The sequence below is a fragment of the Dactylosporangium sucinum genome (assembly GCF_014647515.1).
GTDB lineage: Bacteria > Actinomycetota > Actinomycetes > Mycobacteriales > Micromonosporaceae > Dactylosporangium > Dactylosporangium sucinum.
This window is the reverse complement of the sequence record NZ_BMPI01000020.1, coordinates 58479-83351: the sequence shown is the minus strand read 5'-3', so window position 1 is coordinate 83351 and position 24873 is coordinate 58479. Positions and strand designations below refer to the sequence as shown.

Annotated in this window: 17 protein-coding genes; 6 read left to right on the top strand and 11 right to left on the bottom strand. The window is 70.1% G+C overall.

Translation table 11 applies throughout. The features are described 5' to 3' along the window. The 7 genes from IEZ31_RS59400 to IEZ31_RS21445 form a co-directional block, all read right to left on the bottom strand. On the bottom strand, positions 1 to 1089 hold a 1089-nt coding region (locus IEZ31_RS59400; RefSeq protein ID WP_268241682.1), incomplete at its 3' end, for a discoidin domain-containing protein. Between the two features lie 276 nt (positions 1090 to 1365). Beyond that, entirely contained in the window at positions 1366 to 1875 is a 510-nt protein-coding gene (locus IEZ31_RS21470; RefSeq protein ID WP_190251711.1) for a hypothetical protein, read from the bottom strand. Then, positions 1862 to 2455: a hypothetical protein gene (locus IEZ31_RS21465; RefSeq protein WP_190251710.1), complete on the bottom strand. Its 594-nt coding sequence runs from the start codon at positions 2453 to 2455 to the stop codon at positions 1862 to 1864. The genes IEZ31_RS21470 and IEZ31_RS21465 overlap by 14 nt, the downstream gene beginning before the upstream one ends. Before the next feature lie 6 nt (positions 2456 to 2461). Beyond that, complete coding sequence (locus IEZ31_RS21460; protein ID WP_190251709.1) at positions 2462 to 3157, bottom strand: hypothetical protein; 696 nt, start codon at positions 3155 to 3157, stop codon at positions 2462 to 2464. Beyond that, the gene (locus IEZ31_RS21455; RefSeq protein WP_190251708.1) at positions 3154 to 3474 is read right to left on the bottom strand and encodes a hypothetical protein; all 321 of its coding nucleotides are present in this window, start codon (positions 3472 to 3474) and stop codon (positions 3154 to 3156) included. The genes IEZ31_RS21460 and IEZ31_RS21455 overlap by 4 nt, the downstream gene beginning before the upstream one ends. Next, complete coding sequence (locus tag IEZ31_RS21450) at positions 3471 to 3896, bottom strand: YbaB/EbfC family nucleoid-associated protein (protein WP_190251707.1); 426 nt, start codon at positions 3894 to 3896, stop codon at positions 3471 to 3473. Before IEZ31_RS21450 ends, IEZ31_RS21455 begins: the two co-directional genes overlap by 4 nt. 226 nt (positions 3897 to 4122) lie before the next feature. Continuing rightward, on the bottom strand, positions 4123 to 6066 hold the full coding sequence (locus tag IEZ31_RS21445) for a tetratricopeptide repeat protein (protein WP_190251706.1): 1944 nt from the start codon (positions 6064 to 6066) through the stop codon (positions 4123 to 4125). 136 nt (positions 6067 to 6202) lie between these two features. Here IEZ31_RS21445 and IEZ31_RS21440 point away from each other — a divergent pair, with 136 nt between their 5' ends. Continuing rightward, complete coding sequence (locus tag IEZ31_RS21440; RefSeq protein WP_190251705.1) at positions 6203 to 7969, top strand: Hsp70 family protein; 1767 nt, start codon at positions 6203 to 6205, stop codon at positions 7967 to 7969. Positions 7970 to 7974: 5 nt separating this feature from the next. Here IEZ31_RS21440 and IEZ31_RS21435 read toward each other — a convergent pair whose 3' ends face one another. Beyond that, positions 7975 to 9315, bottom strand: coding sequence for a WD40 repeat domain-containing protein (locus IEZ31_RS21435; RefSeq protein ID WP_190251704.1), 1341 nt, complete (start codon positions 9313 to 9315; stop codon positions 7975 to 7977). A gap of 89 nt (positions 9316 to 9404) precedes the next feature. On the opposite strand from IEZ31_RS21435, the gene IEZ31_RS21430 reads away from it, so the two are divergent. Further along, positions 9405 to 12371 carry a TIR domain-containing protein gene (locus tag IEZ31_RS21430; RefSeq protein ID WP_190251703.1) on the top strand — a complete coding sequence of 989 codons (2967 nt, stop codon included), beginning with the start codon at positions 9405 to 9407 and terminating at the stop codon, positions 12369 to 12371. Beyond that, the gene (locus tag IEZ31_RS21425) at positions 12372 to 14075 is read left to right on the top strand and encodes a RyR domain-containing protein (protein ID WP_190251702.1); all 1704 of its coding nucleotides are present in this window, start codon (positions 12372 to 12374) and stop codon (positions 14073 to 14075) included. It begins immediately after the preceding gene. 242 nt (positions 14076 to 14317) lie between these two features. On the opposite strand, the gene IEZ31_RS21420 is transcribed toward IEZ31_RS21425, so the two are convergent. Continuing rightward, positions 14318 to 17209 carry a TIR domain-containing protein gene (locus IEZ31_RS21420; RefSeq protein WP_190251701.1) on the bottom strand — a complete coding sequence of 964 codons (2892 nt, stop codon included), beginning with the start codon at positions 17207 to 17209 and terminating at the stop codon, positions 14318 to 14320. A gap of 395 nt (positions 17210 to 17604) precedes the next feature. Here IEZ31_RS21420 and IEZ31_RS21415 point away from each other — a divergent pair, with 395 nt between their 5' ends. From IEZ31_RS21415 to IEZ31_RS21405, 3 genes are read left to right on the top strand one after another with little or no spacing between them, the layout of a single operon-like run. Continuing rightward, positions 17605 to 19572, top strand: coding sequence for a hypothetical protein (locus tag IEZ31_RS21415; protein WP_190251700.1), 1968 nt, complete (start codon positions 17605 to 17607; stop codon positions 19570 to 19572). A gap of 11 nt (positions 19573 to 19583) precedes the next feature. Then, positions 19584 to 19796: an effector-associated domain EAD1-containing protein gene (locus tag IEZ31_RS21410; protein ID WP_229835720.1), complete on the top strand. Its 213-nt coding sequence runs from the start codon at positions 19584 to 19586 to the stop codon at positions 19794 to 19796. Between the two features lie 8 nt (positions 19797 to 19804). Further along, complete coding sequence (locus IEZ31_RS21405) at positions 19805 to 21115, top strand: WD40 repeat domain-containing protein (RefSeq protein ID WP_190251698.1); 1311 nt, start codon at positions 19805 to 19807, stop codon at positions 21113 to 21115. A 39-nt stretch (positions 21116 to 21154) separates the two neighbouring features. Here the strand turns inward: IEZ31_RS21405 and IEZ31_RS21400 are convergent, their stop codons facing one another. Further along, complete coding sequence (locus tag IEZ31_RS21400; protein ID WP_190251697.1) at positions 21155 to 22993, bottom strand: Hsp70 family protein; 1839 nt, start codon at positions 22991 to 22993, stop codon at positions 21155 to 21157. An 89-nt stretch (positions 22994 to 23082) separates the two neighbouring features. Further along, a complete protein-coding gene (locus tag IEZ31_RS21395) occupies positions 23083 to 24789 on the bottom strand; it encodes a RyR domain-containing protein (RefSeq protein ID WP_190251696.1) in 1707 nt (568 codons plus the stop codon). Between the last annotated feature and the right edge of the window lie 84 nt (positions 24790 to 24873).

Genomic DNA, 24873 nt, shown 5'->3' with positions numbered 1-24873 from the left:
CCCGCCGGTGAGCAGCCACGTCGCGTCGCTGCCGTTGGCGTGCCGCCATGCGGCCAGGTTGGTGCCGTCGAAGAGCGTGATCCGGCTCGGTTGGCCGGCTGCCGCGTAGGCCTCGAGCTCGTAGATCCGGGCCGCAGTGTCGGTCGTGCCGGTCGGCCGCGTGACGTTGAGCCGCACGTACCGGGCCGGCGTCGCGGAGATGTCGTGCGTCGTGACGGCGGCGGTGTTGCCGGTGACGGTGACCGGGGTCGTCCAGGTGGTGCCGTTCGTGCTCAGCTGGATGGTGAAGTCCCGCGTGTTCATGGCGGCGGCCTCGCCGCCGGCCTGCGCGTGCTTGACCACGAGGCGGCCGATGGTGTTGGTCGTGCCGAGGTCGACCTGCAGCCACTTGGTGGCGCCCTGCGAGCACCACTTGTCGCTGTTGCCGCCGGAGACGCTGCCGTTGACGGCCTTCGCCGCCGTCTCGTTGGCGTTGCACGAGCTGTCGGCGGTGGCCGGCTTGTTCAGGGCCAGGTTGGCGGCGGGCGTCGTCGGCGTGGTGACCGTGATCGAGTCCAGGTTGACCCATCCGGTGTCGCCCTGGTCGTAGCGGTACATGATGGTGTTGGTGCCGGCGTTGAGGTTGAGCGAGTCGCTACGGCTCGCCCAGGTCTCCCAGTTGCCGGTGCTGGCCAGGCTGATCTGCCTGATCTTCGCGCCGTTGACGTAGACGCTGATCGTCTTGGTCATGCTGGACGGGTAGGGGCCGTTGGAGTACCGCAGCGTGACGTCGTAGGCGCCCGCCGCGGTCGCCGCAACGCTGAAGGTGGTACTGGCACCGACCGTGCCGTACCCGGCGACGAACCCGGTGCCGGTGTAGCAGCAATGGTCGGTGTTCACGACGGCGCCACCGCTCAACACGGATGACTCCGCCTCATAGGTGGTGGTGGCCGCCCGGGCCGTCCCCGCTGGCAACAACCACAGGTACGATGCGGCGAGGCCGGCGACGAGCGACGCGGCCACGATGAAGGTGGGACGGCGGGGAGACTTCGGTTGGGTGGACCGGAGCGGTCGGCGCAGTGTCAAGATCACTCCTGCTGTAGGGGGCATGACGTGGTGCGCCGAACACCTCATCCGATTATTGGTTACCACCGTAGACGCAGCGGCACGGTAGCGTCCATCCGCGAACATGGATGTTTGGCGTTACGGCGGAAGATGGCTCACAGGCGCTGTACGGAGCATTGGCACAGCACGTGTCGCGGGCGCACCTGTTGAGGAGCCGGGATCGTGGGCACGCTGTACCCGCTCGGGTCAAGCACGAGGTACCAGGTCTATCCGGGTGGAAGTTGGAACAGCAATGCGCCCGCGGCGGCGGCCCTGACGTCGTCAGTGGCCCGGGATGAAGGTGACCTGCTCGACGCGCATCTTCGCCCACTCCGCGACCTTCTGCACCGACAGCAGCATCGCGTCCGTCGACACGACGTCGAGCTGGTCCTCACCCGTGCTGAGCACGAGTTCCGCCCCGGTCGAGGTGCGCAGCGTCAGGCCGAGGACGTCCTCGTACGTCCCGACGCCGATGTGGGCCGACACCTGCGTGACGGTGGCGGGGAACGCCGACGGCGGTGGCCCCTCCGGCATGGCCGCAACCTCCAGCCACTCGTCCGGCTCGTGGTCGTCGGCCGGCCACAGGGCCGTCAGGTCGGAGCCGGAGGCGCAGGTCAGGCCGTCCGAGCTGTAGCGCAGCAGGATGTACGTGCTCTGGCCGGTCACCAGAACGACCGTGTTGGGCATCTCGATCGCCCCGTCGGCGGTGGTCATGGCGACCCGGCCGATCCTGCTGATCGTCACCGGGGCGACCCGGTCCGCGAGGGACCGCACGACGTCAACCGCCTGCATCAGTGGTTCCTTCCGTCTTCCACGGCGCGTTGGAGGTCGCGCGGCCGCGACTGTCCCGCAGCGCGGTGATGAACTGCCCGTCGCTCGTCCGGATTATGACGAGATCGCCCCGCGCGGTCCAGATCGCGTTCGGGTAGGTCTTGTACTGGCCGACGCCGGCGCGGTCGGGATTACGGACGATGTCCTCAACATAGGCGCGCATCGCCGCCTGCGTCTCCGGCTTGGCCGGACTGCGGGGGATGTCCACCCCCTCCGCCCGGGCGACCTCGCGGATGTCCTGTGCGTGCGACCGCCAGTGCGCCATCTCAGTGGGGCCGTAGGTCACGTTGCCGCCGGCGGGATCCACCCAGCCGCCAGCGGCGGGTTGGGTGCCGGGCTGCTGGGGGCCGGACGGCTGGTTGCCCGGGCGGCCGAGCGCGGCCTCGGCGTCGGCGATGTCCAACCCGCCCGACACGGTCTCGGCCTTGCGCCCGCCGCCGGGCCGGCGATGCGACGGATCCGTGCCGTCACCGTCGCCGTCCGAGTGGGGTGGTTTCGTGCCGTCCCCGTCGCCACCGTGCGGCCCCTTCGGCTTCGCCACCGCCGGCTACCCGAGGATCCGCGCAAGGCTGGTCAGGCTGGTGACCAACGCCATCGTGTACGTGAGGATCCGCCCCGCCCATTTGACGATCGCGGCCACGATCTGCGCCGCGATCACCGGGATCGTGACGACGAAGATCGCCTCGACCGCCCAGACGATCACCCGGGCCACGAGGTCGGCGATGAGATCCCGCACCACCTCGCGGGTGAACGAGACCAGGTTGCCGGCGCCCTCGGTGGCCAGGGCCATCGCCGCGGCCACCCCGGCGAGGCTGCCGATGGCGTCGACGTTGTGCACCATCAGGCCCTGATATGCCGCGGCGGCCTGCCCGGTCCAGTCGGGCATGTCGGCGGCGAGCGCCGCCTGCAGCTCCGCGGCGATCGCGCCGAGTTCACCCGCCATGTTGTTCCAGGTGGCGGCGTGCGAGGCCACCACGTCCGGCATGCCGGTGAGCTCGTCGAGCATCTCCCGCAGCGGCTCGAAATACTCCATCGCCCACGCGACGCCGCTCGACAGCAGGGCGCTGATCGGATCGAGCACGGTCGCGGTCGCCTCGATGCCGAACGCGGCGCCTGCGATCAGCCCGTCCACCCAGCTCTCGCTGCGGATCGCGTCGACGAGGCCTTCGAAGCCGTCGGCCAGGCCGATGCCGGTCCACACCTCGCGGCTGGACGTGACGTCGGCGATCAGCGGGTTACTCATCCGCCGAGCCGGGAGCCGAGGCGCTTCATCGAGTCGCTGACGTCGGCCTCGACCGCCTCGTAACCGGCGGCGTTCCTGCGCAGCCCGTCCGCGACGAGCGCCAGGTTCTCCTCAAGGTATGCGAGCACGTCGTCGTGACGTGTGTGCTTGCCTTCGAGGAGCCCGGAGATCCACCCGCACAGCACCCCGTATGCCTGGTCGTCCTGCGCGATGTGAGCGCTGGCGCCCTTCACCGCGGCGAATCGTGCGCGCAGCGCCTCGATGTGCGCGGCGTGGGTGCGCAGCTGCGCGGTGTCGGTGCCGTAACCGTCGCTCACCAGCGCACCGCCCCGTCCACGTCGCCGGGCTCGGTGCCCCGCAGCTGGTTCCCGACCCGCGCGGCGAGGTCCCGCGCCGCCGCCGACTCCTCGCCGAGGGTCGAGGTGATGATCTCCTGCGACCGGTCGGCGAGCTGCGCACGCGCCGCCTGGACCGTCGCCATGATCGTCGCGGCCACGATGTCCGGCGACACTCGCTGGATCTGCCGGCCCAGCCGCAATCCGACGAGCACCCCCGACGAGTCCAGGGTCACCTCTGCCATGCCGTTGGCGTCCATCGCAGTCACCCGCAGCTCCTGCAGGCGCTCGCTCATCACCTTCGTGTCGGTGGCGAGCTTGTCGATGCGACCCTTCCAGGCCGCGAGGCGCTCCATGGCGCCGCCTGGATCCAGCAGCCCACCGCCGCCACCGTCCGCTGCCATGACCCCCCAATCGCCGCCGGTCAATGAGCTTACCAACGGCCGGCGACTCTCGCCGTCCCCGAAACGGTGCCGCCCAAGCCGACACGCTCGGCCACCGCTGCGGCCGCGGGCGAGCCGCCATCAACCTCTGACCGGCAGGTCAGCTTGCGCCCACCAGGCGACCACACCCCCAAACCGCAGGCAGCGGACATGCCCGTCTAGGCACATCGCTGTTGAAAACTCAGAGCTACGACTCGAAGACGCGGATGGCGTTTCGGCAGGCCTCCACGTAGGTGTGGGTGTCGCCCAGTACGCGAGCGCAGACGTCGACCAGCGGCCTCAGCAGCGCGACGGCCTGCCGGTAGTCACCCGCGTTCCCGAGGTAGACGGCATGGTCGATGCGAGATTTCAGGGCGAAATCGGATTCCGGCTGGTTGGAGTCGGCCAGATGGGAAGCGACGACCGCCATGTGTTGTGCGGCTTCCTGATACCGCTCCAGGCTGCCGAGCGACGAGGCGAGCAGCCTTCTGCTCTCCAGCGCGGTGAAGTCGGCCGCGCCGAGCACCCTGTCTCGACCGTCCGCGACCGAGGCGGCCACACGCACCGCCCGCTCATGGTCACCCATCCGCGCGTAGCAGGTCGCGAGGCGATGTTGCGTGGTCAGCGCGCCTTCGGATTCGGTCCCCAGCGCCTGGGCCTCAACGGTGCCGAGTTCGGTGAGGAGCAGCTCGGCTTCCTCGAGGCTGCCTGAGTCCATCACGGCCTTTGCCTGCTCGCGCCGGCTTTCCAACGTCTTGGGGGCCTGTGCGCCGATGACCCGGGTGCGCGCTGCGATCACCTGGTCGAACAGCTCCACGGCCGCCGCGTGGTCTCCGGAGCTGGCCAGGCATGATGCCAGCTGGTGACGACGGGACAGCGTGTCCGCATGCTCAAGGCCGAGCTCAGCCTCGCTCTTGGCGACGATGCGCCGCAACTCCATGATCGTCTCTGCGTAGCGGCCCTGCCTGACCACGAAGAAGTCGATGCCGTACCGAAGCCCCTGCAGCTGCGGAAAGCTGGACGCGGGCGCGCTCGCGACCTTCGGCGGAGGCTGCGCGGCACGAAGTCGCTCGACGAACGCCGGAGACGGCATCGACCCGGAACGGACATCGTCGTCCTGCAGGTGCCTGAGCGTGAAAAAGCGTTGACCCTCCAGCAGCAGCGGGAAGATGGGCCGCTGGAGTTCCTCCGCCTGCGCGATCTCGCGAGCGACCCAGTTGGACTTCCGTGCGGCTGGCGTCATGACGACGACGAACGCGCTGCAGTTGTTGATCCTGCTCTCGAGCACCCGCGTCCAGTCCTCGCCGTGGACCAGGTTCCGGTCGAACCAGACCGCGAGACCAGCCTGTTCGAAATGGGTGGCCAAACGCTGGACGTACCAGGCGTCGTGCTGGCGGCTGTAGCTGATGAACACATGTCCTTCGAGGACGTCGCCCGACGTATCCGATGAGTCGAGTTGGTCAGCGACCGCTGCCAGGGCCTCCTTGGACCTGACAGTGTCGGGGTGGGCGGCGCCGAGCACGCGTGTGCGGGCGTCGACAACCTCCTGCAGGACCGCGACGCCCTGGACGGAATCACCCGAATTGGCAAGGCAGATACCGAGGTGGTGACGGGTCTTCAGCGTCTTGACATGGTCCGCGCCAAGCGTGCGGGTCCGTTCCTGTGCGAGTTCACGCAGGATGCGGAGCGAACCCGCCGTGTCATCGGTTCGATACAGCGCAACGGCGAGGTCGTCACCGGTGTCCATGGTCTCGGCGTGGTCTGCGCCGAGCACCCGGGTGCGGCAGTCAAGGAGGTCGCGCAGCACGGCGATCGATTCCCGCAGATCACCCGCGACCTCCAGTGCGGCCGCCAGATCGGCTTTGAGCGTGAGCGTGTCGCCGTGCTCGGCGCCGACCATGTCGGTGAGGGTGTCGACCAGGTCCCTCAGGATGACGACGGCCTCCGCGGGCTTCCCGGAGTTCGCCGTGGTGATGGCGAGGAGTCGTCGACACAACAGCGCGTTCGGATGGCGAGGGCCGAAGGCCCGGACCATCTCCGAGGCGAGGCTGCGCAGTTCGCGAGCCGCACCGGCGAAGTCATCGGACTGGGCGAGAGCTTCGGCCTGGTGGTACCGCCGGACCAGCTGTTCATGGTGAGCCTCATGCGCCACGCGTTCGACAGTAATCGAGCCAGCCAACCGCTCGGCACAGTACGTTTCGGCGGCCGATCCTCACTCGAACGGCCAACCGATCCAATCATCCGGTCGGCCGACCTTGTTCCGGGCGATCTTCCGCTAGGGTCGCCGCGTGGCGCTCCCGCTGGTCAATGCGAAATACGTGGTTGGCCTGGACCTCGGCGACGGAGAGAGCACGATCGCCTGGCGGGCGGTCGACGGGAGCGGTCCCGTCGAGGTGTTCCGGCGCCGCAACGGCGAGGTCCGTGTCCTCAGCGCGCTGGGGACGCGGCCCCCGACCGGGCGGGTCATCGGTGTGGACGCCGTGGCCACGCCCGGCGTGCTGCACTTTTCGGTCAGCTTCAAGCAGCGCCCGCCCGGCAAACAGGTCATGAGCCCGCCCTACGTGGTCTTCGCCCGCACCCTGCTCAATGAGTTCTTCGCCCGTCATCCGGCGATCCGATCCGAGTGTGTCGTCTACATCGGACACCCGTCGGGCTGGCCGGATCATGCCGTGCAGCTGTACCGGGAGCACCTCGACGAGCTCGGCGACAAGGGCGGCCGCATCGAGGTCGTGTCCGAGGCGCACTCGGCCCTCGTCCACGCCGCCGACCGGTCCGGGCGGCTGCCGCGCCACGACCGCACGGTGCTGGTCGTCGACATCGGCTCCTCGACCACCGACCTCACCGTGGTCGCCGGCGGCGAGCCCAGCAACCTGCCGCTCGGCACCGATCTCGGCGGTGCGGCCATCGACCGGGCGATCGCCGCCGTACTGCGGGTGCGCGCCGCCGGCCCGGAGTTCGACCGGGCGCTGGCCTCCGACGGCGGCGAGGACTTCCTCCGGCTGGTCGCGCGGCGGATCAAGGAGGGCTCGCCGAACGATCTGTTCGGGTGCGACCCACGGTGGCGGCCGCTGCTCGACGGCTCCCTCCGCGTGGCCCGACGCCTCGACCTCCGCCCGTTCCTGGACGAGTGGGCCGGCCGGTTCCGTGAGCTCCTGTGGCAGGCGCGGCAGCAGTACGTGCACACCCCGCCCGACCAGATCATCCTCACGGGTGGCGGCTCGCGCCTGCCGTTCGTCCGCTCCGTGTGCGCCGCGATCTTCCCCAAGGCCCGCATCGACAACGACCCGGAGCCGCAACTGTCGGTCGCCCGCGGGCTCGTCGTCAACGGCCGCTACCGGGTGCGGGTGGCCCGCTTCCGCAGCGACGTCGGCGCCATTGTCGCCGGCAAGGAGCTGGCCGCGACCCTGGAGCAGGAGGTGGACGACGCGTTCGAGGCGATCCGCGCGGCCCTGCTTGCCCAGGCCCAGACGGACCGGGACGTCCTGGTGCACGCGTTCCTGTTCGGCGTGTCGGCCGAGGAGCTGCCCTCGGCGGCCGACTACAGCAGGTCGCTCGTCGGCGAGCACCTGGAGGAGCGCGTCCGCCAGGTCAACCGGGACCTCGTGCCGCGGTTCCGGGAGGTGTGCCGCCGCTACGGCCTTCCGGCCGACCTTGAGATCGAGGTACCCGAGCTGCACGACGTTGTCTTCGCTGAGTTCGCCGAGGCCGTCCAGGCTCCGCTGAGCAAGATCCGCGACCAGGAGAGCAACCCGCCCGCGGCCGCGCCGAGTGGCCCCCCGCCGCTGCGGGGGCCCGTAGTGGTCTTCCCGAACAAGTTCGAGCGGGGCGTCCAACATGTCCAGAACGCCGTCGTAGGCGCCCAGATCCTGGGCCTCATCGGCGGAATCGTCTGGGACTGGAACCAGGGGCGGAAGGCGCGCCGCGATCTCCGTGCGGCAATCCTCTCGGTACAGCTGACACCGCAGAGCCGGCAGGCGATCCTCGCCCGTGTCCGGACCGCCGTCGCCAAGCCGCTGGAGGACAAGGCCGGGGAGGTCGAGCGGGCGCTCGCCTGAGGCCGTCAGGCGTTCAGGTCGAGGATGCGGGCCGAGCGGCTCCGGCTCCCGCAGGCGACCGCCAGCCAGGTGGCGGCGGGGGAGTAGGCGACGCCCCAGATCTGGCCGCCATAGTCGGCGAACGGTTGCAGTTGCTCACCGGTGGCGGCGTCCCAGACGCGCACCGTGCGATCGTCGCCCCCGCTGGCGACCCGTCGGCCGTCGCGGCTGAACGCCACGGTCCAGACCTTCTCGACGTGGCCGGTCAGCACCCGTTCGGTGGTGCCGTCGGCCGTTCGCCACAGCCGGACCGTGTGGTCCCGTCCGGCGCTGGCGAGCCGGTCGCCGTTGGGCGAGAAGGCGACCGCGTTGACCCCGTCGGTGTGCCCGGCCAGCGTCGCGACCGGCCGGAGGGCCTGGGCGTCCCACAGGCCAACCAGGCCGTCGGCGCCGGCCGTGGCGAGCAGCCGCCCGGTCGGGTCGGCGGCGATGGCCATGACGGCCGCGGCGTGCGGCACGGCGAGGTCCCGGCGATGTCCGGCGGTGTCCCAGACGCGCAGCATGGTGTCCTCGCCGACGGACAGCAGTCTCGGCCCGGCGAAGACCACGCCGTTGACGTCCTGGGTCGGGCCGCCGAGGGTGCGGATCAGCTCGCCGCTGAACGGGTCCCACAGCCGGACGGTCGCGTCCCAGCCGGCGGTGGCCAGGACCCGGCCGTCGCCGCGGTAGGACACCGCGCTCAGCAGGCCGTCCCCGGCTCTCATCATGTGGACGGCCGCGCCGGTGCGGGCGTTCCAGACGTACAGCCTGCCGTCGGCCGCGCCGCCGGCCACGTGGAAGCCGTCGGGCGAGAACGCGATGCTGCTGATGGCTCCGCCGGCCGGGAGGTCGCGGGCCGGGACCGCGGCCTTCGGGGTGGTCGGCGGGACCTGCTTGGCGAGGTCGTCGTCGTACCCGGCCAGCCCCCGCAGGCCCGCGACGTACCGCCGCCCGGGCATGGCGGCACCCTGGACGGCCTCGTGGTGCAGGTCGTCGAGGCGCCGGAACGATGCGCCTTCCAGCAGCACCGGCCGGATCGGCCGGCCGGCCGCGACGGCCCAGTCGATCTCCCAGTTCACCCACTCGGACACCTCGGCCGACGGCGTCATGACCACGACGAACGCGTCGCACGACTCGACCCGCTGCCGGACCACGCGGCGCCAGTCGTCGCCGTTGCGAAGCTCGTCGTCGTACCAGACGTCGAGCCCGCTGCCCATGAGGTGCCCGGCCAGCGCCTTGGCGTAGTGGCTGTCGGCCCGGCTGTAGCTGATGAACACGTAGCCCACGCACCAGATGTACCAGGCCGGCGCGAGCCGCCGAAACAGCACCGGAATACCTCGCCGCGACGGTCGGACATGGCTCCCCTCTTCGGCCAATCATCTGGGTTGCCGCAGCGGTGAGCCGTACCGTTCGCACCGTGACGGACGTTGGTAAGATCCGGTACTCGGCGTTCATCTCCTACAGTCGTACCGCGGATGGCGATCTGGCGCCGGCCCTCCAGCAGGGGCTGCAGCAGTTCGCGAAGCCGTGGAACCGGCTCCGGGCACTTCGGGTGTTCCGCGACGACGCCAACCTGTCCGCGAACCCGGGTCTCTGGACGTCGCTGCAGAGCGCGATGGACGGTGCCGAGTACTTCATCCTGCTCGCCTCGCCGGAGGCTGCCGCGTCCGAGTGGGTCGAGAAGGAGGTGCGGCACTGGCTGGCGCACAAGCCGGCGGACCACATCCTGATCGCGCTGACCGACGGCGACCTGCGGTGGGCCGGCGACGACTTCGACCGTGCGGGCTCGCCCAGCCTGCCGCCGGCGTTGTTCGGCGCGTTCGTGGAGGAGCCCCGCTGGGTCGACCTGCGCGACTTCGGCTCCGACCAACTGCGCCTGCAGCTGCCGGCGTTCCGCGACAAGGTCGCCGACCTCGCCGCGCCGCTGCACGGCCTGCCGAAGGACGAGATGCTCGGTGAGGACGTCAACCAGTACGCGCGCACCCGCCGCCTCGTCCGTGGGGCGGCCGCTGTCCTGGTCACCCTGACGCTTCTGGCGTCGGCTGCGGCGGTCGTCGCGATCGTCCAGCAGCGCGAGGCCCGCGCCCAGCAGCGCATCGCGGAGGAGCAGCAGCGCATCGCGCAGGAGCAGCAACGTATCGCGGTGAGCCGGCAGCTCGCCGCCCAGGCCGAGAGCCTGCGCACGGCCGATCCCCGCACCGCGCTGCGCCTGGGCGTCGCCGCGCGGGCGATCCACGCCGACACCACCACCGATGCCAGCCTGCTGCAGACCCTGACCGCCAGCCGCTACCGCGCCACGGTCGCGCTGCAGGACAGCAGCTGGGTGACGTCGATCGCGTACAGCCGGGACGGCAAGCTCGCCGCTGTGCTGGCCCACTACGGCCAGGCGCTGCTCTACGAGGTCGCCGACGACGGGACGTTCCGCCAGGTCGGCGAGTTCCACAACACGAGCGGCGGGGGCTTCGCCGAGGGCATCGCCTTCAGCCCCGACGGCCGCACCCTCGTCATCGCTGGGCTGCCGTCCAGCGTGTGGGACATCACCGACCCGGCCCATCCGCAGGAGGCCGCCACCATCAGCGAGAACAACGGGGACGGGTCGATCGGCGCGGTCTTCATTCCCGGCACCAGCACGCTCGTGCTCGGCGGCAGCATGGGGACCTTCATGCTGTACGACCTCTCGTCACCGAGGGACCCCAAGCTGCTGTCGGAGACGGGGACCGACGTCGACTGGATCACCGCTGTCGCGCTGGACGCCGACGGCGACACCCTGGCGATCGGTGGCCTCCACGGCGAGCTGGAGGTCTGGAATATTGGCCAGCGGTCGAGCCCCACCCGCCTGGTCGCGGCGCCGAAGCAGAAGGCCGCGGTTCGGTCGCTGGGACTCACGCCCAGTGGCGCCGACGTGGTCGCGTCCTACGAGGACGGTACCGTCGTCGACTGGTACCGCTCCGGCACGTCCTTCACCCGGGGGCCTACCGTGCGGACCGCCACCACGGCCGGCGTCACCATGGTCGCCGTGCCGAACAGCACGTCGACCATGACCGCCCTCGCCGAGGCCGACGGCTCGTTGACCTACTGGGACCTGGTGAGCAGCCTCTCGGTTGCGACGCGGCTCGAGACGCCCCGCACGGGCACCCGCCAGCTCACGCCCGGCTCGGCGGGGCCGGTCACGCTCGCGCCGTCCGGCCGCACGTTCGCCAGCGGCGGCAACGACAGCGGCGGTGAACGCATCGTCGTCTGGGACGTCGTCCACCGCGCGGCACCGGCCCCGCTGGGCTGGTCGACCAACGTCGGCGCGTCCGACGAGCGCCAGCCGGCCCTGCGGACCGCCGCCCGGGGCTCGGTCCTCGCGATCGACACCGGATCCGGGGTCACGACCTGGCTGCTCTCGACGGAGGGCGTCCCGACCTCCAAAGGGCCCCAGTTCTCCGGGCATGATCCGGTCCTGTCGCCCGACGGCAAGCTGATCGCGACCAGCGACGGCAAGGGCACCGTGACGCTGTCCTCGATGGAGACCGGCACGTCGGCGCAGGTGTCAGGATTCGTTGCCGCGTTCAGCACGGACGGCGGCCGTCTCGTCACTGACGACGGCGTCTTCGACATCGGCGATCCAATGCGGCCACGCAGCGTCGGCGCGCCGCTGGTCTGGCCGTCGACATCCGCCTCCGCATCCGCCTCTGCATCCGCCGACGAGGACAGTGGCGGCGACGGCACCCGCGACCCGACGACGCCCGTGCTGGTCGCGGCCGACGGGCGGACGATCCTCAGCGCCGACTCGGCGCAGTACTCGATGGGCGGCGGCGACACGTGGGCGCGGGTGTCAGTCGTCGGCGACGACGGCGTCGTCCGGCACGTCGGCAGGACGCTGAGGGCCGACACCGACTCGCCGGGCACCCTGGCGCTGTCGCCGGACGGGCGCACGCTGACGCTCGCCAACGCGAGCGGCGCGGTGACGCTGTACGACCTCACGGGGCCGTCCGCCCCGGCGCCGTTCGGCGAGCCGATCCGCCTCGGTGGCGCGATCGCCACCGGTGAGGAGGACGGTGCCGTGACCGTGGCGTTCTCCCAGGACTCGGCGATGCTCGCGGTCGCCGGCCCGGACTCGGTGACCTTGTGGAGCATCGCCGATCGCGAGCGGCCACGGGTGCTGGGCACGCCGTTCACCGAGCTCGGTGGGCCCGCGGTGGCACTGGCGTTCTCGGCGGAGGACCGGACGTTGTTCGCGGCCGACGAGGAGGGGCGGATTGTCGGCTGGAGCCTGGCGGCGTTCAACCAGTTGCGCCGTGATCCGTCCGCCCAGGCGTGCGCTCTGACCGGACGGGGTCTGGAGCCGGGCGAGTGGGCGCGCTACGTTACCGGGGTTGCCTATCGGGAGACCTGCTGAATGAACGCCTCCACGTTGTTCTCGTCGAGCATTCGTAAGCGGGCGCTCCCGGCCGCCCGGATCGGCTTCGGGGCCACGGTGCTGCTCGCGCTCGTGCTCGGATACTGGGGTCTGGTCTGGCACTCGCACAGCGCCGGCTATGCGTTCGGGAAGGGCTTCTGGAACCTCGCCTACTACGACCTGCAGCTGTTCGTCCTCGGCTCGGCACCGCTCGACGCTCCCGGGTCCTTCCCGTGGCCGTTGCAGGTGGCCCGGTTCCTGGCCCCCGCGGCGACCGTCTACGCCCTGTTCGAGGCGGTCCGGGTCGTGTTCGCGAGCGAGTGGCGCCGCCGGTGGCAGCGGCGCTCCAGCGGGCACACGATCGTCGTCGGTGAGACGCCGATCGCCGACGCCGTCGTTGACGGGCTGCGCCGCAGCGGCCAGGTCGTCCTGCGCGCCGCCGTCGGGGACGCCGCCGCGCTGCGGGACGCGGGCATCGCCGGGGCACGGTTCGTCTACGCCTGTGCCGACGACCACCTGGACAGCAGCGTCAACGTGCTCGCGGCGGCCACGGCCCGCCGCCAGGAGCGCGGCCGGAAGGCCGGCGACCTCAACGTCTATGCGCACATCAGCGACCCGACCTACGCGCTGGCGCTGCGGGCCCGGCACCTGAGCCAGCCGGTGACCGGCGCGGACTTCTTCAACGTCGACGAGATCGCCGCGCGGGAGGTGGTCCGCACCGACACCGGCCTGTTCCGGGCGGACGCCCCGCTCGTGGTGGTCGCGGGACTCGGGCCGTTCGGGCAGTCGATCGTCGTCGAGCTGGCGCGCGCATGGCAGGTGTCGGCGTCCCACGCGGCTGGCGAACGGCTACGGCTGCTGCTCGTGGACGGCGCCGCCGAGACGGTCGCGGCCGAGCTGCAGCGGCGCTGGCCGGCGGTGAGCGCAGCCTGCGACCTCATCGCGGCCGCCGACCTGGGCACCGTGTTCGCCGCGCCGGACGCGCCGGTCCCGCACCGCGTCTACCTCTGCTACCAGGCGGAGGACGAGGCCGTCCGGGCTGCCCTCACGATGGCGACGCTGTGGTCCGGCGGCGAACGCTCGGTCGTGCTGCGCCTCGACCGCCTCGCGGGCCTCGCCGACGTGTTCGGCCCAGGCGAGGGCAGCCTGCTCGATGATGTCGAGGGCCGTCTGCGGCCGGTGAGCGTCGGCCGGCTTGTCGTCGGCGCCGACGCGAACGGCACGTATCGCCTCCACGAGGACATCTACGAGCGCCTGGCCCGCCTGGTCCACCACAACTACCTGCAACGCGAGGTGACCAACGGCCACCCCATGGGCAGCACCGCGGCCATGGCGCCCTGGGACGAGCTGTCCGAGGACCTCAAGGAAGCCAACCGCGCTCATGCCCGTTCCATCGGCACCAAGCTCACCGAGGTCGGCTGCACCGTAGCCCCGCGTCGCGACGCCGGCGTCGACCTCAGCCAGGACCCGAAGTTCGAGACGCTCGCCGAGCAGGAACACATCAGATGGATGGACGAGCGCATCCGGCAGGGCTGGACCTACGGCGAAGTGCGCGACGACGCGACCAAACGCCATCCAAGCCTCGTGCCGTGGCAATCGCTGGCTGAGTCGGAGAAGGAGAAGGACCGCGCCGCAGTCCGCGACCTCGCTGCCGTCCTCGCCGACTGCGGACTCCAGATCGTCCGGGTTCCGGACCGCGCGTAATGCGGGAAGAACACGCGGACCTGGAGATCGTCTCCGGCGGCCCGCGAGGAACTGGAGCGCCCCGGCGACCGCGACCCGGACGGAGACCTTGTCCTTCAGCGACCGCAGGGTCAGCGCCAGCAGCGCGGTGGGGAAGGCCGCGTCGATGCCGTACGTGTCCGGGTCGCCGAGGGAGCTTGCGGCGACGGCGCCGACCGATGACGCGTTGTCCCACGAATTACCTGAAGCTGGTTCGGGTGCCGTCACGGGCATGTCGCCGTGTAAGCACGGCCCGCCACCAGTTCCCGCCACCGCGCCTCGGGCAATCCGCCGAGGGCTATCGCGCACGCGCGTGCGCGCAGATTGTTCCGGGCGGACGCGAGAGCGTCGGCACTCCATATCCGTACCCTGCCGTCCGGCTCGGTGGCGGTGAAGCGTGCCCCCGGCCCGAACGCGACCGCGACCGCCTGCCCGTAACCGGGGTCCGCCACCAGCGTCGGCGCCTCGCGATCGGCGAAGTCCCACACCTGGATCGGCTGGTCGGTGCTCGCTGTGACCAGGGTCCGCCCGTCCGCGGAGAACGCCAGCGTCGTGGCGTGCCCGGCACCTGCCTTGAGTCGCACGGGCAGTTGGTGAACGGCGCCGTTGTCGGTGATGTCCCACAGGAGTATCCCGCCCAGCGTGCTCACCGCGACAGTCCGGCCATCGGGTGAGATAGCGGTGCCGTAGGCGATGTCGGGCGGGCCGAACGCCTTGTGCACGACCCGGGGCGTGCTGCCGCGTCCGGTGTCGACGAGGATGAGCGGCCGGCGACCCATGCCGCTCGCATCGATGAGCAGGTACCGCCCGTCAGGTGTGAAGGTCATCTGGTCGATGTATCGGGCGTCGGCAACAGTGCCCATGTCCCGTGGAGTGGCGCGGTCACGAAGGTCCCACAGCCGCACCTGGTCGTCATCGTCGAGCGTGGCGAGCAGGCTGCCATTGCCGGACATGGCCGTCTCGACGAGCTCGGCGCTGCCCGGCAGGGTGATCACACCGACTTTGCGTGGCGCGCCGGACACGTCCCAGAGCTGAATCGTGCGGGCGCCCACCGACGCGGCAAGGGTTATCCCGTCGGCCGCGGCGACGGTTGGCACGCCGTGGCCGCTCTCGCCGGTTTGCAGCCACGTCTTGTCGTCAGGCTCGCCGTCCTCGGTGACCTTGGTGATGACTGCGCCACCGACACCGGTCTGGATGACGACGGTGACGCCGTCGGGACGGCGGGCGTACACGACTGCCTTGGCGCCACGGCCATTGGTGTCGAACGGTTCCCCCAGCGGACGGACCCACGACGCCGTCGCCAAGTCCCAGGCGATGACCAGGCTGCCCGTGTCGCCGCTGATCAACGTGGCGCCGTCACGGGAGAAGCCGAGGGCCATGGCCGTGTCGTGTTGACCGACCAGTTCGTGTGCCATGACGGGTGCAGAACCGTCCGGCAGGTCGTAGACCGCGATCCGATAGTCTTCCAGCGCCAGTGCCAAGGAGTGTCCATCGGGCGAGAACGCCACCGCGTGGTGGTTCGCGGACTCGCCGCCAACCTTGGCGAGCAGCACCGGTTGCGCGGGGAGGCTGACATCCCACAGGTACGCGCCACCGATGGCGTCGTTGAACGTCGCCGCGAGCCGGTTGCCGCTCGGCGACACTGCCAGGCTCGACACTCCCTGGAACGCCGCATCGGGATCACCATCAACAGTGAGGGTGCCGGTCGGTCGTGGGCGGCCGGGCTGCCGCAGGTCCCACAGCTCGATGTGGTTGATGCCGTTGTCGTGCCAGGCCGCGGCCAGGGTGGACCGGTCCAGGGAGAGAGCGATGTCGGCATAGGCCCGCCCGGGAGCCAACGGCACTGGTGCGATGCGGGGATGTGACCGGTCACTGATGTCGACGATCGCGAGCCCGAACGTGTCGGCTGCGAAGAGGAAGCTGTGCGCATCCGGCGCGATGGACACCGGTAGATCGTCGATCCTGCCCCCGACCACAAACGGCGTGCCGAGCGCCGCTGGTGCATGCCGATCGGCGAGATCCCAAAGAGTGACCTTGCCGGACCCGCCCTCCGCTACCGCCAACACAGTATCGTCCGGCGAGAACGCGACTGCATTCAGCTCGTAGATGTCCTCGAGCGGGCCAGCGACCAGAGTGAGCCGGTGCGGGTTCGACGCATCCCACAGGGTCACCCCGCGATCTGCGCCGACGGCGAGCAGCTTCCCGTCGTGGGAAGAGGTGATACGGCGGATGATGCCAGTCTGTGTGGCAGCGGCTGCCTGCATCCGGCTTCCGACAAGCGTTGCCGTCAGCGAAGCCCGTGCCCGTTCGCCATCGCTGATCGCTGCGGCGGCGAGACCGAGTTGTGCGGCGAGGATCGGGTCACCAGTGCGAGTAGCATCGGCCTGGGCGACGAGCTGCCGGTAGGTGGCGAGGTCCGCCGCACGAACCGCGTCCTGACGCCGTTGCTCGGCGATCGCGGACTGGCGGGTGGCCACGATCCCGGCGCCGGTCGCGACAAGGGTCAACGCGATCAGGGCCCCGATCGCGGAGCGGGCCAAGCGCCGCGAGCGACGAAACTGGCGGATGTCCTCGCCCACCAGATCGTCTTTGTCGCGGTGGTGCAGCGTCGCCGCGATGTCCGCGACGGCGCTGCGCAGGGTGGGCACGCTGAGCGTGAGGTCCGGTACGCCGCGTAAGCCCCGCAAATCCACCCAGCGAGGCTCTTCTGCCAGCGAACCGTACAGAGCGGTCGGGATGCACGTGGTCTGGGCGGCGTCGAAGGTACCGTCCTGCCAGGCGATTTCACCGTCCGTGACGGCGACGAGGACCGTTTCGGCGGACCTGGTCGCCAGCCAGTGTTCGACCTCGCGGTCTACCCACGGGGAGACCGCCGCTTCCGGTGACGCGAGCAGGATGAAGTACTCGGCGTCGCCGAGCGCCGCAACAATGCTCGCCCACAGTCCGGTGTTCGCCGACAGTCCGGTGTCGTCGCGGAAGATACGCAGAGCCCGCAGCCGGTTCCATGGCCTCGCGAAGCGTTGCAGCCCTTGCTGCAGGGCGGCGGCGACAGCGGCGTCGGCCTCGCGGTTGTATGAGATGAAAGCCGCATACTTGCGTCCGGTGCCGTCGCCCACGGCAGGAGGGTAACCGAGCACTCGCACTGCGCACCTCGGCCGACTGGATCACCTGACCATCGGCGGGTAGCGGACCCTTCGCGTCAGCGCACCAGCGTCGACTCTTCGATGCGCGCTTCTTCGGGCGAGCGGACGCCGCACTGGACGATTGGACGTACCGATCCGAGTCGTCGGATGGTTGACTCGCTCTGATCGCGTTCACGGCTGACGACGCCGCACTCTTCGCGACCGACGCCGACGGCCGGAATTGCGAATTTCTTATGGCTATTGCTCGACCCGTTGAACCAGCGGCGCCGCAACCCGCGAATGGGCTTGCTCGCTCACGGTCCACGGCTTGGACCAGCAGGAGTGGACCCGCTATATCTCCGGACTGTCCTATTGGGAGACCTGCAGACATGGCCGTGATCGTCACTGGCGAAGCACCCCTCATCCCACCGGCCCGCCGCGCGCTGGTCGCGTTGGCGCAGGCAACCGGTACGGGCCTCAACATTGCGGCCGCGTTGGCGGCGGTCCCGGCCGTGTGGGTCGGCTTCGTGGTGCTCGGCCAGGCGATCGCGATGCTCGTCGGCGACGACGCCGGCGGCCCGGTCGCCGGTCTGTCAGGCGCTGCCAGGGCCGCTCTGTTCGCCGGTTGGGCCGCGAGCGTCGTGGTGTTCTTCGTCGGCCGCTCCACCGGCCGGCGGTTGCTCCTGGTCGGACGGCGCCGGGTGCTGTTCCTGCGTCGCTTCAAACACACCGCAGCCGCGCAGGTGGTCACGTTCGCCGCGTCCCGGATCGGCCGGCACACGCGGTACGTCACATTGGACGACGCCCGCGTCGTGCCGGTCGGGGTGGCCCCTGCCACGCTCGCCGCCTCCCGCTTGTGGGCGTCCGCGTCACGGGCTGCGTCGTTCGCCGTCACGCTGTACAAGGCCGGCCTGGTCTTGTTGGTGGCGTTGGGCGTCATTGCGGCAGTCGCGGCCGGACGTGTGTTTATGCAGGCCGACGGCGGTATCCTGGAGCGGCTGGTGGCCGTCCGTGCCGCTGCGGCGTCTGGCGGCGGGAGCGGCGGTGCGGCGCTGCGGGTGATGACCGGCGTGGTCGGCGTGGTCGGCGTGGGGCTCTCGGTCCTCGGCGGCGCCGCGCTGTTCGTGGGCATCATGGTGGCGGTGCTCCAGCCAGCGTTCTCGTTCCTCGGTGCGGCCATGCGCGGTGCACGCGAAGCCGAGCGCGCCAAGACGATCCACGTCGCCGACGCCAGCCAAGTCGAAGAGGCGCACCGGACGGTGCGGGCCCTCGCCCGGCGGCGGTTCGGCACTAGACTGGTCGTGGCAAAGGTGGCGGACTCCGTATGGCGTGCGACGGTGGCCGGCTTCGCCGTTGACGCCGATGCCGCGCTGATCGACGTGTCCGACCCCACTGGGCACCTACTGTGGGAGATCGAGCTCATGACCATCCGGGTGCCCCGCCCGTGCGTCTTCGTCGCCGAACGGACCCGGGCCGATGCCCTGTTCTCCGGCGCGCCGGGCAACGCTGAGGTCGCCGAGCTGCGGCGTCTCCTCGACGGGCATCGGGTCCTGACGTACACCACGGACCCGGCCGGAGTGAAGGCGTTCACCCAAGCGTTGCGAGCGAGCCTGGACCTCGCGACGGACCCCGCGGTCAGGTCCGTGGGTCCGTTGTCCCTCTCGCCGGTGGACTCGGCCGCGGCCTCGTCGCTGACCCGGTTGGTGCGACCGGACACCGGTGACGGTTGGCTGCACCCCCGAGTCGCCAGGTCGGGCGGTGGGGAACTTGCTGCCGGCGAATCCCTCGTGTTCACCTTCGACGCGGTCCGGCTGCACGAGCGTTGCGACGGCGAGGTTGCGTGGGACGTGCCGGCGGCGGTTCAGGTCTATGTGACAGATCAACGCATCATCTGGGTGGTGGCAGGCCCGGCCGGATCCGTGGTCGCCGGCCAGCTGCGCCACATCTGGATCACCATCGCCGTCGGCCAGCGACCACGTTTCGGGCGCCGCACAGAGCACTACGTCGAGCTGCGGGCCAGGTCAAACGACGATCCTCCGGTCCGGTACACCGTGCGACTGGACCTTGCGCCCGGGACCCAGCACCCAGTCGAGCAGATCGTGGCGGTCGCGGCGGCGAGCGCCGCCCAGCTCTGGACCGACGCGCTGCCCGCAGCACACGAGTTCCACACGACCGTCACGAAACCGCCCGGGGTCTTCGTGTGGAAAGGTCGCCGGGGCGCGGCAACGGTCGCCGTCCCGCTCGCAGTCGGCGTCCGGCCCGAGGCGCTGCCGGACGGCGACCCGGACCGCCTAACGCACTGGACCAGCGCGTCCAGCCCTCCGCCGCCTGCGGAACACCGCGTCGGACGTACTTGATTACTTTGGAGATGGGCTTCCCTAGAGAACGGGCGCCCAGCTTCTTGGGATTCGCGACGCCGAGACTCTTCTGGGAGCGGGTAGTGACGGACCTGGAGAACGGAGTGCTCGCCAGTGGCGGTATCGGCCAGTTGGTCGCCGAAGCGTATCGGCAGTACCCGGGCAACCGCACGCTCAGGCAGATCCATGCGTCGTTGCCGACACAGCCGGACGACGCGCGGTAGGTTGAGCCGTGGGTCACGTCTTCATCAGTTACTGCCACGCCGACACCGCCTACGTGCGCGGTCTGGATCTCCACCTCACCGGCAGCGGGTTGCATGTCTGGTACGACGACGAGCTGCAGCACGGCGACGCCTGGCGCAAGGTGGTCGAGCAGCAGATCGACGCCTGTGACGCGTTCGTCGTGGTCATGACCCCGGCTGCGGGTCAGTCGGAGTGGGTGGGCCGCGAGATCGACCGGGCCGTCGCCGCCGGCCGGCCGATCCGGCCGATCCTTCTCGAAGGAGCGGCGTTCCCCCGGTTCACCGACGTGCACTACGAGACGGTCCACAACGCGTCCATGCCCGGCCGGAGGTTTCTGGCCGACCTTCGGCGGTTGGCGGGCTACGACGACGCGTTGGCCGACCAGGTCAGGCCGCCGGCCGGTCGCGCCCAGGTGCCAACGCGGGACCTGGAGACCGCCGGCGGTGCAAGCAGTGTGGTGTTCTCGCCGGACGGCTTCCATGTCGCGGCCGGGACGGTTGATGGGCCGGTACACATCTGGAATGCCCTCACCGGCGCGACCGTGCAGAGGTTGGCTGGCCACGGCGGGCTGGTGAGCACCGTGGCATATCGGGGCGACGGCCGTGTCCTGGCCACGGGCGGTTGGGACGCGACCGTGCGGTTGTGGGACTCCTTCACCGGGAAGCCGATCCGCACGCTGGAAGGTCATACCCAGGACGTGAACGCGCTCGCGTTCACGGCGGACGGCACGCGGATCGTTTCGGCGGGCGAGGACACATTACTGCGCGTCTGGGATGTCGCCACCGGACAGCGCGAGGATCTGGTCGTACCGCACAGTGAGGCCATCCTCGGTCTCGCGACGGACCCTGCCGGCCGTTATCTGGCCACGGCCAGCGCGGACCGCAGCGTGGTGCTGTGGGACGCGAGGCAGCTCCGGCCGGTCGCGATGTTCACCGGGCACACCGACGGGGTCGCCGCGGTGGCGTTCTCGCCGGACGGCGGTTGCCTTGCCGCTGCCGGTCGTGACCGCACGATCCGGCTGTGGCGTCTGACGGATGGCTCCTCCACCGGGCAGGTGCTGGTCGGGCACACGGACAAGGTCTGGACGGTCGCGTTCAGCCACGATTCACGCCACATCGCGAGCGGCGCGGACGATCGGACCGTTCGCGTGTGGGACGTTGCCACCGGGCGGCTGGTGAACACGTTCGCGGACTACGGCGGCCAGATCTGGGGGGTGGTGTTCTCACCCGCCACCTGGTGGCTCGCCGTGGCCTGCGGCAGCCGGGAGCGGGCGGCCCGCATCCTCGACCTCGGACCATGACCGGCAGGTGCTCGTTCCGGTCGTACCGTGGCCTGGGCGTCAGGCGAGCGCCCGCTCCACCTCCTGAGCTTTGCGCTCGAGCGGCAGCGCGACGGCAGTTCGGACACGGGCGATGATGGCCTGCCGGCTTCCGGCGGTCAGCTCCATTGCGAGGATGGCGTCCCGCAGCTTGCGACGGGCCCTGCTCTGGCGCACCTTCTCGTGGACCCAGAGCGCCCCTTTGACAGTGGCCATGCCGGCGTAGGCCAGGACTACGCCGGCGAGCACGGCCTTGTCGACGTTGCCGGTGACGCGGGCGAACCGTCCAATCTCGACATTGCCGCTCAGCCGGGAGGTGAGGACCCGTGATGCGGTTTTGCCGAGCGCATCGACTCCGGTCTGCGGGATGCTCGGAATGGTGATGTCGCGACCGTGATCACCGACCGCGCCCAGCGGCGCCAGTAGGGCACGAGCCAACTCGGAATAGACGACGTCGTGCAGTTCCGGCAACGTGATCTCGAAGTCGGACGGAATGCCATGCTGGCGGCACACCCGCTGGCACTCCGGCACCAGATTGCGGGTGATCTGGTGGACCCGTTGTTCCAGAAGCTGACCGACGAGCCTTCGGGTGTAGGAGGCTTCGGACGCATCCCCCGAGGTACCGCTGAGGAACGCCGCTACGAGAACGTCCTCGTCTGTCATGGCCTTTTCCGCCATTGCGGAGCGAATGGCCTGGAACGCGTTGACCACTTCGCCGTTCAGGACCTCGTCGAGTTCCGGCCGCTTGAGGATGGCTCCGATGTCGTCGCGGAATCGTGCCACCCTGATGCGGTAGCGACCGTTGGCGACCAGCCCACGGGCAACGGACAGTTGCGGTTCCCGATCGTTGTCCACCCGGGACCCGGAGAACACCTCGGCGCAGATGTCACGGGTGAAGCGCATACGGGAGCCGCCGCCGGTAAGAATGATCTGATCGGGTGGCGTGTGCACGTATTCCAGTCGCGCCTGGTGCAGCATCGCACGAAACTGATCGGCCCACTGCTTCACGATCGCTCGCTGATCGACACGCCGGGCCACCTTCAGCGCCCCGTCAATCAGGGGCTGCCATCGCTGGTCGCCTCCGGCCAGCGAGCGGACATGGGCCTTCCAGCCTAGGAACGAGCCTTCCTTGATCCGCCGGGCGACGAGCCGCAGGAAGTCCTCGCCGCCGTCGCTGGCCAGCGCCTGGTCGAACGACGGGCCGGCCGCGAGCACCGCCAGCTGCGCCGCGATGGCGCGGTCGATCGCGGCGCAGCCGAGGTCCGCGCCGAGCGGTAGGTTGCGGGGCTCACCGGCGGAAACCAGTGTGAGGTCGGTCGTGGAGGAGCCGATGTCGACAACGAGCACCGTCCGGTCGTACTGCGGCAACTGCCCGGTCTGCCGGTCCGAGGCGTGCACGAGGGCGGAGTGTGCCTCGGAGACCACTTGGATCAGGGCGCCCTTGTCGCCCAGCTGGTCGAGATAGCCGCGGTACAACTCGACGGAATGGGTCGACCAGCCCGACGGGTGTCCGATGTAGACGACACACTGCGACTGGATATCCCGGTGCTTGGCGAAGAACTCGTTCAGCAAGGTCCGCGCGAACACCACGTAGGGCGGACTCTTGACCTCCTTGGCGTTGGGGCGCCGCTTGAAGTTGACCGAGAAGTGCACCACGCCGGGGGTGGCCACGGCGTCCACGCCGACAACCCGGCCGACCGGCGGCTTGGTTGCCAGCGCGCTGAGGACACCGACCTCCCCATTGGGTCGCTGGTAGACCTCGATGGGGGCGTCGCCGTCGATCGCCTGCCAGGCGATCGTGCTCTCACCGTCACCGAGGTCCAACCCAACGACATATTTCGCATCGGTCAGCGCGTCCATCGCGGTCCCCCGCCCCACGTCGATGGTGCGGACCTTAACTGATCGCTACGGAGATGGGTTCCTCCTTCGGGCCAGCCGTCGCGCACCGACTAGACCGGTGATTCCGTATCGTTCAGCCGGACGATCTGCAGCCCGCAGTCGGCGAGCACGATGCCGATGTCCCGCACCGCGGCCCGGTCCTTGTCCTTCTCCGCCTCGGGCAGTTCGTCCCAGTCGACGAGGCTCGGGTGGTGTTTGGCGTCGTTGTCCCGTTTCGGGCCCCAGGTCCACTTCTGCGCGATGCGCTCATCCATCCATCGCTTGTGCTCGTCCTTGGCGAGCTCCTCGAAAAGCGGATCGGCGCCGAGGTCGACCCCGGTGCCACTGCGAGGCGCCACCGTGCAGCCGACGGAGGTGAGCTTCTTGCCGATGTCGCGGGCCTGCTCACGGTTGGCCTCCTTGTAGTCATCGGCGAGGTTCTCCCACCTCACCATCGCGGCGGCGGTCCCCATGGCGTTGCCCTTGTCCACCTCCCGCCGCAGATAGTTGTGGTGGATGAGCTGCGCCAGGCGCTCGTAGATGTCGTCGTGGATCCGGTCCGCACGGCTCGGGTCGGCAGCGACGACGAGCCGGCCGACGCAGACCGGGCGCAGCCGGCTCTCGACGTCGTCGAGCAGACTGTTCGCGCTGCCGCCGAACACGTCCGCGAGGCCCGCCAGCCGGTCCAGCCGCAGCACGACCGATTGCTTGCCGCCCTGCCACAGCGCCGCCATCGTGAGCGCCGCCCGTACCGATTCCTCTTCTGCCTGATAGCACAGGTACACCCGATGCGGGGTCGGCACGATCGGCGTATCGAACGCGCTGGCCAGGTCGGCGAACGGCGTCAGGTCACACGTCTCGGCGACCGCCGCCCAGCGCTGGCGCAGCTGCTGCTCGATGGCCGCGGCGTCGGGGTCCACCAGCATGATGGTGAGCTTCTCGTGCGCCCGCGCCGAGACCTGCCACATCCGTGCCAGCTCGACGATGACGGACTGCCCGAACGGGCCGAGCCCCGCGATCACGACGAGCGGGTTGCCGGTCTGAAACGAATCGCGGTCGCTCCATACCAGCTCTCGGGCGGCGAGCTCGTCGATGTTGAAGAAGTCCGCGCCGGTCATCGGTTGGCTGAGATGCCGTGCGCGCAGCCCGAGCGCGTACGTGGGGTCGCTGACGTGCGCGTACACGTTGAGGTCGCCGGCCTTCTTGGTGCGCTGCTGCTGCCGGGCGACCGCGGCGGCCAACACGTTGACGCTGCTGTCGTTGTGGTCGTCGGCGCAGGTGTAGACGAACCTGGCGCCGGCGATGCCCGCGTCCCGCAGCGACGCGGCGTCCCCGGCGGCGGTACGAAGCACCGCACGCCCGTTGCGCCGCAGCCCGTCGACCATCGCGTCGGCGATCGGCGTCTCACCCACGACGATCGCGTGTCCGGTCATCCGCCGCTGCCACTGGCGTTGCCATTCGCTGGCGAACATGGCCCTGCCGGCCTCGAACAATGCGTAGATGGTCGCCGCCGGCGCGAGGAACCGGGCCACCTGCAGCGGCCAGGGAAACGGCCCTGCACTGTCCAGCGGTGCCGATCCCAAGACAAACAACTGCAGGTCGTAGTAGGCGATGTTCCAGAAACCGCGCCCGAGACTGTAGGTGGCACTGCGCGAATGCCACTCAAGGCCCCAGAACCCCAGCACGACGGCGAGCACCACCGTCGCCGCAAACCCGATCCGGGCGACCGGCAGGGCCCGTTCCCGCACCCGCTTCGCCAACCCTGTCGTTGTCGGCATGCTGCGCTCCATCTCCCGGGCCGGACCGGAATCCACGTCCGGTGACCGGTCTCAGGCTAGAGGACCCGCGCCAATCGCGGCAGT